At 33.7% G+C, this 12,088-nt stretch carries 11 protein-coding genes; 3 read left to right on the plus strand and 8 right to left on the minus strand.

The genetic code is table 11. From position 1 onward, the window contains the following. Position 1: 1 nt before the first annotated feature. Positions 2 to 529 (minus strand): GNAT family N-acetyltransferase, encoded by a 528-nt coding sequence (locus tag ACJTHF_RS12150; protein WP_058590949.1) that lies wholly within the window; start codon positions 527 to 529, stop codon positions 2 to 4. Between the two features lie 340 nt (positions 530 to 869). Between ACJTHF_RS12150 and ACJTHF_RS12155 the strand changes: the two genes are divergently transcribed. Both ACJTHF_RS12155 and ACJTHF_RS12160 read left to right on the plus strand, forming a co-directional pair. After that, the gene (locus tag ACJTHF_RS12155; protein ID WP_058590950.1) at positions 870 to 1,886 is read left to right on the plus strand and encodes an MsnO8 family LLM class oxidoreductase; all 1,017 of its coding nucleotides are present in this window, start codon (positions 870 to 872) and stop codon (positions 1,884 to 1,886) included. Then, a complete protein-coding gene (locus ACJTHF_RS12160) occupies positions 1,883 to 3,208 on the plus strand; it encodes an LLM class flavin-dependent oxidoreductase (protein WP_058590951.1) in 1,326 nt (441 codons plus the stop codon). The genes ACJTHF_RS12155 and ACJTHF_RS12160 overlap by 4 nt, the downstream gene beginning before the upstream one ends. A gap of 478 nt (positions 3,209 to 3,686) precedes the next feature. On the opposite strand, the gene ACJTHF_RS12165 is transcribed toward ACJTHF_RS12160, so the two are convergent. The 3 genes from ACJTHF_RS12165 to ACJTHF_RS12175 all read right to left on the minus strand — a co-directional run bounded on the left by ACJTHF_RS12165 (position 3,687) and on the right by ACJTHF_RS12175 (position 5,688). After that, a complete protein-coding gene (locus ACJTHF_RS12165; protein ID WP_232157001.1) occupies positions 3,687 to 4,382 on the minus strand; it encodes a type 1 glutamine amidotransferase domain-containing protein in 696 nt (231 codons plus the stop codon). A gap of 1 nt (position 4,383) precedes the next feature. Continuing rightward, complete coding sequence (locus ACJTHF_RS12170; protein ID WP_119469394.1) at positions 4,384 to 5,307, minus strand: NAD-dependent epimerase/dehydratase family protein; 924 nt, start codon at positions 5,305 to 5,307, stop codon at positions 4,384 to 4,386. Positions 5,308 to 5,370: 63 nt separating this feature from the next. Next, the gene (locus tag ACJTHF_RS12175) at positions 5,371 to 5,688 is read right to left on the minus strand and encodes an ArsR/SmtB family transcription factor (protein WP_058590954.1); all 318 of its coding nucleotides are present in this window, start codon (positions 5,686 to 5,688) and stop codon (positions 5,371 to 5,373) included. Between the two features lie 137 nt (positions 5,689 to 5,825). Between ACJTHF_RS12175 and bla the strand changes: the two genes are divergently transcribed. Further along, a complete protein-coding gene (gene bla / locus ACJTHF_RS12180; RefSeq protein ID WP_058590955.1) occupies positions 5,826 to 6,680 on the plus strand; it encodes a BlaZ-like penicillin-hydrolyzing class A beta-lactamase in 855 nt (284 codons plus the stop codon). 88 nt (positions 6,681 to 6,768) lie between these two features. Here bla and ACJTHF_RS12185 read toward each other — a convergent pair whose 3' ends face one another. From ACJTHF_RS12185 to ACJTHF_RS12200, 4 genes are read right to left on the minus strand one after another with little or no spacing between them, the layout of a single operon-like run. Then, a complete protein-coding gene (locus tag ACJTHF_RS12185) occupies positions 6,769 to 8,175 on the minus strand; it encodes a sugar porter family MFS transporter (protein WP_107609257.1) in 1,407 nt (468 codons plus the stop codon). A gap of 55 nt (positions 8,176 to 8,230) precedes the next feature. After that, positions 8,231 to 9,652 (minus strand): L-arabinose isomerase, encoded by a 1,422-nt coding sequence (araA, locus tag ACJTHF_RS12190; protein ID WP_107609258.1) that lies wholly within the window; start codon positions 9,650 to 9,652, stop codon positions 8,231 to 8,233. 13 nt (positions 9,653 to 9,665) lie between these two features. Next, a complete protein-coding gene (locus ACJTHF_RS12195) occupies positions 9,666 to 10,361 on the minus strand; it encodes an L-ribulose-5-phosphate 4-epimerase (RefSeq protein ID WP_078355394.1) in 696 nt (231 codons plus the stop codon). Then, entirely contained in the window at positions 10,330 to 11,961 is a 1,632-nt protein-coding gene (locus ACJTHF_RS12200) for a xylulokinase (protein WP_107609259.1), read from the minus strand. Before ACJTHF_RS12200 ends, ACJTHF_RS12195 begins: the two co-directional genes overlap by 32 nt. Positions 11,962 to 12,088: the final 127 nt, after the last annotated feature.

Raw genomic sequence — 12,088 nt, forward strand, 5'->3', positions numbered from 1 at the left:
ATTATTGTTGTAGTAAGGTTTTATCAAATGAATGAGGTATTAATTCTTTATACATTCGTACAACTAAATCATCGTAATCAGTTTCAATTTCTTCATAAACTTTGTAACCTCTTCCTATGTACATATCCAATAACCATGGATGTTTTTTTGCAGAAGTTCCTAAAGTTAGTGCCGGTGACTTTAGTGTATTTTTTAAAATGTCATTTTCAACATAATCTAATAAGGTTCTACCTATGCCTTGTCCTTTAAATTTGGGTTTAGTAGCAAACCACCAAATGAATGGATATCGTGAATCAAATTCTGCAGACTCCCATGGAAATCTAATCGTAACTGTTGATGCAATTTCTCCATCTTTTTCTAATACATATGTAGAATTACTTTCAAGATTCTTTTTTGCTGCATCCAGATCTACTCGAACTGATGGCCAATCAATGCCAAGTTCTTTCAAAGGTAAGTATGCTTCTTTAATAAGAGAAAGATATTCATCCCAGTCTCCATATGTTGCTAACCTAATATTATAATGACTCATTTTATTCACTCCTATTTGTTCGAAATATAGTTTAAAACATTTATTTATACTATTCCGATAGATTTAGTATGTTTTAAACATTACAACTTGCGCAACTTTGTGTCAATAGTTATTTTTTGAATTTTTTAAAATTTTAAAAAACAATCTTACTTAAACAAATAGCTAGTCTTGACGTTGCTAGTGTTACGGATAAATAACAATGAGCCTAATACATAACCGTCTTAAATTTAATGTTTTATTAATTCCGAGTAATTAGATATGTATACTTGACATAAAAGCATATTGTATTTAGTATTGCTATCATATTCAATTTTCAGAAAATTAAAAGGGGGTTTATAAGATGGATTTTAGTATCCTTAATCAAGTGCCAATCTCACATAATGGAACTGCACAGCAGGCGCTTAAGCACGCTATAGAATTAGCAGTAGTTGCAGAAGAAACTGGTTATGCACGTTATTTCGTAGCTGAACATCATAATACAAATAATCTTGTAAGTACTGCACCAGAAATAGTTGTTGCCCATTTATTAGCAAAAACAGAAAAAATCAATATTGGTACTGGTGGTATTATGTTACAGCATTACAATCCTTTTAAAGTTGTAGAGGAATTTCACTTACTTAATCAATTGGCACCAAATCGTGTTGATTTAGGTGTGGGTAAAGCACCCGGTGGATTACCATTGTCTACTGAAATACTTCAATATGAATTAGAAAAAGGGAAACAAAATTTTGATGAGAAGTTTAAATTATTGAATCAATTTAATCTTGGAGATTTTGATTCATCACATAAATGGTCAAATATTAAAACAACTCAAAAAGAAAATAATTGGAACCCACCAAATGTATATTTACTTGGAGGCAGTGAACATACGGCATCATTTGCTGCTAGTGAAAAAGTCAATTTCATATTTGCACATTTTATTAATGCTAATCAAGAAAATTTAGATCAAGCTCTTAAAATATATAAGAATCAATACCCTGATGGGAAGATTATTGTAGCCATAGCAACTGTTATTATTGATAATGATGCAGACGAACGCTTTGTAAAAGACTCTATGAAGAATTATAGAATTCATTTTCATAATGGGAAATCCTTAAATTTAGGTTCACTTGAACAGGTAGAAGAGTTTAAAGCACAGACACTTGATTCTTTTGAAGTTGAAGAAGTCGAAACAGAAATTATAAAAGGAAGTACATATGAAGTAAATAAACAAATTGAAGAATTGAACCACTTAGGTTTAATTGATGAAGTTATGTTACATATACCTGTAAATGATCATAAATTAAGAAAACAAACCATTCTTCACTTATCCCCTAAAAACCAATTAAATATTAAAGAGAAAGAGGAGATTATATGAGTAAAAAAATAAAATTTGGTGTAATGCTCCATGGTCCAGGTGGTCACATGCATGCATGGAAATCAGATGAAGTACCAAGTGATGCAAGTGTTAACTTTGACCACTATATTGATATTACTAAACGTGCTGAAAATGCTGGATTCAGTTTCGTTTTTGTCGCAGACGGCTTATTTATTAATGAGAAATCTATTCCACATTTTTTAAATCGATTTGAACCGATTACTTTACTAGCTTCTCTTGCTTCTGTTACGACACGAATTGGTTTGGTTGGAACAATATCTACTACATATAGCGAACCATTTACTATTGCAAGACAGTTGATGACAATAGATAAATTATCTAATGGACGTGCTGGTTGGAATATTGTAACGTCACCTTTAGAAGGTAGTGCCGATAATTATAATAAAGGTGAGCACCCAGAACACGACAAACGATATGATATCGCAAAAGAACATTTAGAAGTTGTGCAAGGACTTTGGGATTCATACGAAGATGATGCATTTACACGTGATGTGAATAAAGGTGAATATGTCGATACAAATAAAATGCACGAACTCAATTACGACGGTGAATATTATAAAGTTAAAGGTCCATTAAATATAAGTAGATCAGAACAAGGTCAACCCCTTATATTCCAAGCGGGATCATCTTCCAAAGGAGTGGAATTTGCTGCTAAATATGCAGATGCAATTTTCACAAATGCTATAGATATTGAAAGTTCTAAAGAAAAGTATAAAAATATTAAATCAAAAGTACAAGCGCTTGGTAGGAACCCAAAAGAAGTAGGTGTATATCCTACACTTTCTCCAATAATAGCACCAACTGAAGCTGAAGCTGAAGAAAGATATAAATATATTCAAAATCTTGTAACTGTAGATGAAGCTTTAGATTATTTAGGTCGATATTATGACCATCATGATTTTAAACAATATCCATTAGATGAACCATTTCCTGAATTAGGTGATGTTGGTAAAAATAGTTTTCGTTCTACGACTGAATCTATCAAAAAAAGAGCACGTGAAAATAATTTAACTTTAAGAGAAGTGGCATTAGAAGAAACAACAAGACGTTCATCATTTTTTGGTACATATGAACAAGTAGCACATCAGATTATAGAATGGATTGATGAAGAAGCGGCAGATGGTTTTATTTTAACACCTCATATACTTGGTACTGTATATAAAGAGTTTGTAGAAAATGTTATACCTATCTTAGTAAAAGAAGGATACTATCAAACAAACTATGATGCTACAACATTAAGAAGCCAATTAGGCGTTCCATTTAAAGACAATAGATATGAACAACAACGTATTAATATATAGTTCAATTTCCTATTCATGTTGAATTTTTCTAAATCTCATTATATTCATTATATTGAAGTTGTAATGCCCTGTATTATTAAAAAGCCGAGACGGCGAACGTCTCGGCTTTTGTCTATATTGATGGTTGAGGGGCGCACGATATCTTTGGAGTCTTCGTGCGTTTGGACCCGATTTTAACCCCTAGCGCACGATATCTCTTAGTCTTCGTGCGATATGGCCTGATTTCACCCTATAACGCACGATATCTCTCAGTCTTCGTGCGATACGACCCTATTTTAGCCCCAACTGCACGATATCTTTCAGTCTTCGTGCGTTTGCCCCCCGATTTTAACCCCTAACGCACGATATCTCTCAGTCTTCGTGCGATACTGCCCGATTTTAACCCCAACTGCACGATATCTCTCAGTCTTCGTGCGCTTTTGCTACAGCTCCATGTCCAACAACTACACCCTCTTACACTAACCTCAGTCTTCCTGCGCTACTTCTTTTCTCCACTCAATATGCGTGAAACGGCTTGTGCGACTTGCTTTGGTGATTGTGGATTCTGTCCTGTAACGAGTCTGTTGTCTACTTGTACATATGGTCTGAATGGTACTTTTGCTTTGTTGTATTTTGCATCTCGGACTTTAAGTTCACTCTCTAACATAAATGGTACAAGGCGCTTACGGTTAGCTAATATTTCTTCGGCATTTGAAAATCCTGTGATCTGTTTACGATCGATAAAGTATCTGCCGTTTTCATCTTTCACATTCAATAATGCTGCGATGCCTTGGCACACTGCTGCGACAACGCCACCGTGACGATATACTTCATTAACAGCATCTTGAATATACATATTATCTGGAAAATCAAACATCACACCATGTCCGCCGGTAAAGTAAATGGCATCGTATGTTTCAGGATTCGCTTCACGAATAGATGGACTGTTTTTAAGCTTCTCCATAAAAGTATGATCGTTATAATAAGCCTTTGTTACTTTATCTAACATTAGTGGATTTAGACTCACCGGATCAATAGGTGTTTCACCACCGTTTATGTTAAACAAATCGATTTGATAATCTTCTGAATTAAAATAATCATAAAAATGAACGAGTTCACCTAGCCACAGTCCTGTTGGTTTACGTGTTCCTTCATAATATTCTGCACTTGTATTAACAATCATGATTTTCTTCATATTACGATTCTCCTTTTAAAATATTTTTAATGCCTTCTTCATAAGTTGTCACTTTAAAATTAGGAAATCTTTCTTTAAATTTATCGGATTTAAAGACGTTATCATATTGATATCTTGGTAATAATTCAGTAAGTTCTTTAACTTGTTGGTTAAATAGACTACCTAATTTAAATACCCACATTGGTACTGTCATATACTTAATTTTCTTATTTAAGATTTTCTCTGCTTTTTTCAAAATATCTTTATAAGACACACTATTATCTGTTGGTAAATGCCAAGTTTCGCCGTATGCATCTGGTGTATTACCGAGCAATGCTAAGGCACGACTCGCATCAGGTGTCCATATAAGTGTACGTAATACAGAAGCATTAACCGGTACTAATGCACGTTTACCTGCTTTCACACGATTAAATACTAATGAATTGGTAAAACTTTGCGTCAATCCTGGTCCGTAGAATTCAGGAGCGCGACCAATAACAGCATTAATAGATTGATCTTTCATAGCTGATAACAACATTTCAGCTATATCCGCACGTACTTGTGATTTACGACCTTCTGGTACAAGTGGACTGTCTTCAACCTGTACGTTATCGTTTTTCTCATACATATAAGTATTATCAAAGAATGCGAGTTTCGTATTTGTTTCTTGGCATGCTTTAATGACATTCTCCATAATCACTGGAAAGCGTTCTTCCCACATTTCTGAATTTGCAGGTAAACCAACAGCAAAATAGACTATTTCACTACCTTCCACTGCTTTAAGTGTATCTTCGTATTTCATTAAATCAGCAGCTACTAACTCGTCTGTATCATGAATTTTCTTTGGCTTTCTCCCTACTAAACGTATATCTCTCGTATAATTTCTGTAAATTTCTTTAGCAATTTCTTGCCCAATTTGTCCGTTACTTCCTAAGATTGTTTGCATATCCAATGCTCCTTTTTTATTATTTTGATAGGTTTAAACACATAAACATAAAGGCTAAAAATTTTACGCTTTTTCTTTATTTCTAATATTTTCTTCTAAAGAAGCTGTCAGTTCTTTCAACCAAAGTAACGCATCGTCTAAATCAGAACGGTAATATCTTTCCAATCCAACTTGCTCAACAGTCAACAAGCCCACTTCATACATTAATTTCAAATGATGAGATACAGCAGGACGTGATATCGTAAGTCGTTGAGTAATTTGATTAACCGTTAGTTGTTCTTCTCTACATAATAGAACAAGAATTTGTTGGCGCTTCTCATCTTGAAGAATATTTAATAACTTCGAACCCCTCTTAAATACCTCCATCGTCTTGTCTTCCATGTCGTCTCTCCTTAACAAATCGTTTCAATGATTATTATATACCACGTATAGCATGTGTAAGTCAAAAGGGAAGATTGTTCACACTATCATATTATTAATATGATAGTATATATACCAAGTCTAAGGAGGTATACGTAATGAAGAAATTGATATTAATGATTGCATCTATTTTGTTACTCAGCGCCTGCAATACTGCTGATGCGACAACGCAAGATTTGAAGAAGGTTGAAGATAAATATGATGCTAATATAGGTGTTTATGCTTTAAATACTGCAACTGATAAAGAAATTACCTTTAATGAAGATAAGAGATTTGCCTATGCTTCAACTTTCAAAGCCGTAAGTAGTGCCATGTTACTTGAAAAGATACCTCACAATAAATTAAATAAGAAAGTTCATGTTAGTAAAGAAGACATTGTGCCATACTCGCCTGTATTAGAAAAATTTATCAATAAAGATATCACGATCAAAAAATTAATCGAAGCAACGATGTTATACAGTGATAATACTGCTAATAATATGATTATTGAAGAATTAGGTGGCTATAAAGAAGTTAATAAAAGGCTAAAATCATTAGATGATAAGACTACTAAGCCTTCTAGAATGGAACCTGAATTAAACAATTATGATCCAAAGAATAATAGAGATACATCTACACCACAAGCTTTCGGAAAAACACTCAATAAACTTATCAACGATGGTCGTTTATCAAAAGAAAATAAAACATTCTTAATCGACTTAATGATTAATAATAAAAGTGGAGATACTTTAATTAAAAAAGGTGCACCAAAGAATTTTAAAGTAGCAGATAAGAGTGGACAAGCCATCACTTACGCATCAAGAAATGATGTTGCTTTTGTATACCCTAAAGGTGAATCAAAACCAATTGTACTAGTTATATTCACAAACAAAGAAGGCAAGACAGATAAACCAAACGACAAAGTAGTCAGTGAAACAGCTAAAGTCGTATTAGAAAAATTTAATGATAAGTAGGAATAAAACCTAGTGAAATAAGTCATAAAATATAAAAAGCAGAAGAACATCAGGTTTTACTGAAATTCTTCTGCTTTGTTCTATTAATCTAACTACGTTCGACGTTAACATTTTTCAGGTTAACTTTACTTTCTGGACCAGAGAATTTCTCGATTTCTTCTAATGTTTTTCCTCGAGATTCAGGCACACATTTTTTAACGAATACTACGCCTAATATACAGATTATGCCGAATATCGCAAATACGATTTCTTGTGGGAAAAATGCAGTCATAATCGGGAATAATAAGCCAACTAAAAATGATCCTAGCCAATTTAGTGATGAAGCTGCTCCTGAAGCTAAACCTCTAATGGATAATGGGAATATCTCACCAACAATTACCCAAGTTAATGGTGCCCATGTGAATGAATAGAATGCTACATAAATACTTAGGAATATTACAATGATGATTGGATTAGCATTTGGCATAATAACATTAATAATAGTCGGTAATATGAATGACAATCCCATCACTGTTCCACCTAACATTAATAATGTTCGACGATTAAATTTATCTGCTATCCAAATAAATAATAATGATCCTAGTACTAATATCACACCTTGAATGATTGGCCATAATAATGCAGAACTTGCTGAATTACCTGTCGCTTGTTCTACAATTAATGGAATGTAATAGAAAATAGCATTTGCACCTTGAAATTGTTGAAATGCTGCGACACCTAGACCAGCGACAACCAAATATTTATATTTACTATTAAATAAAGTGCTTAATGTATTATTTGTCGTTACTTTACTTTCTGTTATAATCGTACTTCTAATTTCTTCAAGTTCAACATCAACTTGCTTTGTTTTACGTAAATTCATCAATACATTCTTGGCTTCTTCAAACTTGCCATTTTTAATTAGAAATCTTGGTGATTCTGGCAATTTTAATACACCTAAAAATAGAATGATTGCTGGAACTGCAGCTATACTTAACATCAATCTCCAACCTAACTCAATAGGTAAATCTCTTAATAAAAAATCGACAATATAAGATAAGAGCATACCTGAAACGATCATCGTTTGATTCAAACCAGATAACTGACCTCTTAATTTTGCTGGTGCCATCTCAGACATATATGCAGGTACTAAAGCAGAAGCTGCCCCTACAGCTAAACCTAAGATGACCCTAGAAATAATTAAGAAATAGTTACCATTATGTGGTGCAATACCAGATAATATTGATCCAACAACGAATATTATTGCCGAAATTAAGATCATTTTTCTACGACCTAATTTATCAGATAGTCTCCCTGCTAAGATACCACCAAATATGGCACCTAGCATAACTGAAGATGTTATTAGTCCTATAATAAAGCCACTATTTATACCCCAATCTTCTCTAAGAAAAGGCAACGCACCCGTCATAACACCAATATCATAACCAAATAGAATACCACCAAATGCTCCAAAGAAATAAATAAAGCTATTAGACACCTTACTTTTCGTTTTCATAATCCCATCCACCCCTTTTTACTTTCAAATTCATCTATGTTATTTCAGTTAGTCTTTATTTAATCACAACATACTCTGCATCAAACATCTTAATTAACGTCTCAACTTCTTCTGAATTTAAAGTTAGTGATAGTACTGTATGATGCCCGCCTCCTTCTTCAATCCAACGTCTAACGCCCGTTTCTAAAGAAGGTTTCGTCTTCCATAATACTCTCGCAACTGGTAAGTGAGGTGCTGGTTCTGTTAATGATTCAGCTACTATTTCATTAACGATAAATTTATAATGCGTACCTAAATCTAACATTGTCACAACAATACCCTCTCCAGCTTTACCGTCAAATACTAAACGTGCCGGATCATTTTTATCTCCAATACCTAAGAAATCTACAACAATTTTTGGTTTAGTAGCAGCCAATGTAGGATCAACTTCTAACATATGTGAACCAAGTATATTTTGTTTATCGCTTCTCATGTCATACGTATAATCTTCCATAAATCCAGTCGCTTGATTTTGAGTAGCAATCTTCAATAATCTATCAAGTGCAGCAGTCTTCCAATCGCCTTCTCCAGCGAATCCGTATCCTTGTTCATTTAAGCGTTGAACTGCTAAACCTGGTAATTGTTTCATACCATGTAAGTCTTCAAAATTAGTAGTAAAGGCAGTGTAACCTCCATCATCTAAGAAACGTTTAATTGCAATTTCATATTTGATTTGTTCTTCTACTGATTGATTAAAATCCACCTCATTATAATCTCTGTAATCAAAGTCATATTTCTTCTGATATTCTGCAAATAAATCTTGAACTTCTTCTTCTTTCACATCTTCAATATAAGCAACTAAATCACCAATACCAAAGTAATCTACAGTCCATCCAAATTGAATTTGTGCTTCTATTTTATCGCCTTCAGTAACGGCAACGTTTCTCATATTATCACCAAAGCGCGCTACTTTAAGTTTGAAACTTTCATTATAGGCATTTGCTATAAGCATCCAAGATTTAATATCATCTTGTGTCGCTTTATCTTTCCAATGACCGAAAATAATCTTATTCTGTTTATCTAGTCTTTTATTAATAAAACCATACTCTCTATCTCCATGTGCTGATTGATGTAAATTCATATAGTCCATATCAATTTTTTCCCAGGAAATATTGTCATAAAATTGAGTCGCTAAATGTAGTAATGGCTTTTGAAGTAACTTCGTACCTCTAATCCACATTTTTGCTGGAGAAAATGTATGCATCCATGTAATAACACCCGCAATATCATCTCTGTAATTTGCTTCTTTCATAATATCCGTTATCACATCAGCAGTCGTTGCCAACTGTTTTTGTAACTCAATGTCAAAAGGTAAATCGGCATGTTCATTTAAATATGTTGTCATTTCTTGCGCGTCTGATTTTACCTTCTCTAAAGCTTCATCACCATATAGTGCTTGTGATCCAACTACAAACCAAAATTTCTTTTCTGTACTCATCTAGAATTCCTCCTTATTTCTGTCCATAATATGCATTCACGCCATGTTTTCTTTCATAGTGCTTATTCAAAATTTCTTGAGGTAGCACTGAAGCATTTTCATTTAATTGTTGTGTAAATAAGTTCATCTTACATACTTCTTCTAAGACAACTGCATTCATAACAGCATGTTCACAGTCTTTAGCCCAAACAAATGGTGCATGTCCTTGTAGTAATACTGCAGGCACCTCATTTGGATCAATGCCTCTATTCTTAAATGTTTCAACGATAACGTTACCTGTTTCATATTCATAATTCTCATTGATTTCATTAGCCGTTAAAAATCTTGCACACGGTACAGAACCATAAAATGTATCTGCATGTGTTGTTCCCATGGCTGGTACATCCATACCTGCTTGCGCCCAAATCGTTGCCCAAGGAGAATGTGTATGGACTACGCTACCTATATTCGGAAATGATTTATATAATACTGCGTGAGTTGGCATATCTGATGATGGATTTAAATCACCTTCAACAATTTCGCAATCTAAATTACAAACAACCATATCTTCCGGACGCATTTCGTCATAATCAACGCCACTAGGTTTGATAACAAACAAACCTGTTTCTTCATCAAATCCACTAACATTTCCCCATGTGTATTTGATTAATCCTCTTTGAGGTAACTCTAAATTAGCTTTATATACTTCTTGTTTTAATTTTTCTAGCATCTTCTCCACCCTCCATGTAATCTGATATTTGTCGTTCAATCGGTAAACCTTTTGTAGTCTTTTCGATATATGCATCAAAGTTCTCAACTGCTTGTAATGTAGGTTCAAGTGTTGTTTCATCTACATTCGCAAAGACAAATTCGTCGAGATATTGCGATAACGTTATATCATCATGAGCTGTTACATATTTCGCTAATACACTAATGCCCCATGCACCACCTTCACTCGCATGATTCATCACTGTTATTGGCGCATTCATAGCTGCACTCAAAACTTCTTGTGCAATTTTTTCTGTTTTAAAAATGCCACCGTGTGCGATTAATTTATTAATTGCTATATCTTCATTATCTTTTAATAAATCCATTCCTATTTTCAAAGTACTAAATGCACTAAATAACTGTGTTTTCATAAAGTTTGCAAGTGTAAACTGGTTATTCGGTTCTCTAATAAACATTGGATAACCCACTTCGACTTTTGTAATATTCTCACCAGAAACATATCCGTATGAAAGTAGACCACCTAAATCATCATCACTATTCTCTGAAGTTTTTAATATTTGTCCGTACAACTCATCTGATGAAAAAGTAACGCCCATAGAGTTTAATACCTCTTCGAATAAATTCATCCAAGCGTTTATTTCTGAAGTACAATTATTTGTATGAATCATCGCTACTTCATTACTAGAAGGTGTTGCAACGATATCTACTTCTGGGTATACATGATTTAAAGATTTTTCTAATACAATCATGGCAAATGCACTCGTACCGGCTGAAATATTACCAGACCGAGGCGTTATCGCATTGGTCGAAACCATGCCTGTCCCTGCATCCCCTTCAGGTGGACATAATACGCATCCACTTTCCAAGTTACCATCAGGATCCAACAAACGAGCGCCTTCATCTGTTAAATAACCAGCATTCTCACCAGCAACTTTAATTTGTGGTAGTACATCAATAACTGATTTATGGAATCCTTCCTTATTCAGTAACAGATCTGCTTCTTCCAATAAATCTGTTCTATACATTTTTCGATCAACATCAACTGGAAACATACCTGAAGCATCACCAATTCCTAATACTTTCTCACCTGTTAAATACCAATGAATATATCCTGCTAATGTTGTAATATAATTCACTTCATTTATATGAGATTCTTTGTCTATTAGTGCTTGATATAAATGTGCAATACTCCATCTTTCAGGAATATTATAATTAAACTGAGTCCTTAATCTTTTTGCCGCTTCAACTGTATGATTATTACGCCAAGTTCTAAACGGAACTAACAAGTCTTCATGTTTATCAAAAGCCAAATATCCATGCATCATTGCACTTATCCCGAGACTATTGATTTTACGGACAGTCACATTAAAATCTTGTTTTAAATTATTCGCCATATCTTGATAGCTTTTTTGTAAACCTACCCATATATCATTAACTGAATAGGTCCAATAACCGTCTATATTCTGGTTCTCCCATTCAAAACTACCTGTTGCCAACGTGTTAAACTGTGCATCGATAGCTACCGTCTTAATGCGAGTAGATCCTAACTCTATTCCTATAGATAACTCTGAACTATCTGTTAATGTATTAGGATTTTGCATTGTAAACACCTCTTCTGTAATCGTTTTCAAATACATCTTAATTTATTTGTCCGTACATGTCAAATAAATATAATTTTTGTCCGTATATATTAAACTGCATTAATCCATTAATATCAGTTGTTCAGAA

The sequence above is a fragment of the Mammaliicoccus sp. RAM2 genome (assembly GCF_045897195.1).
Taxonomy (GTDB): Bacteria; Bacillota; Bacilli; order Staphylococcales; family Staphylococcaceae; genus Mammaliicoccus; species Mammaliicoccus sciuri.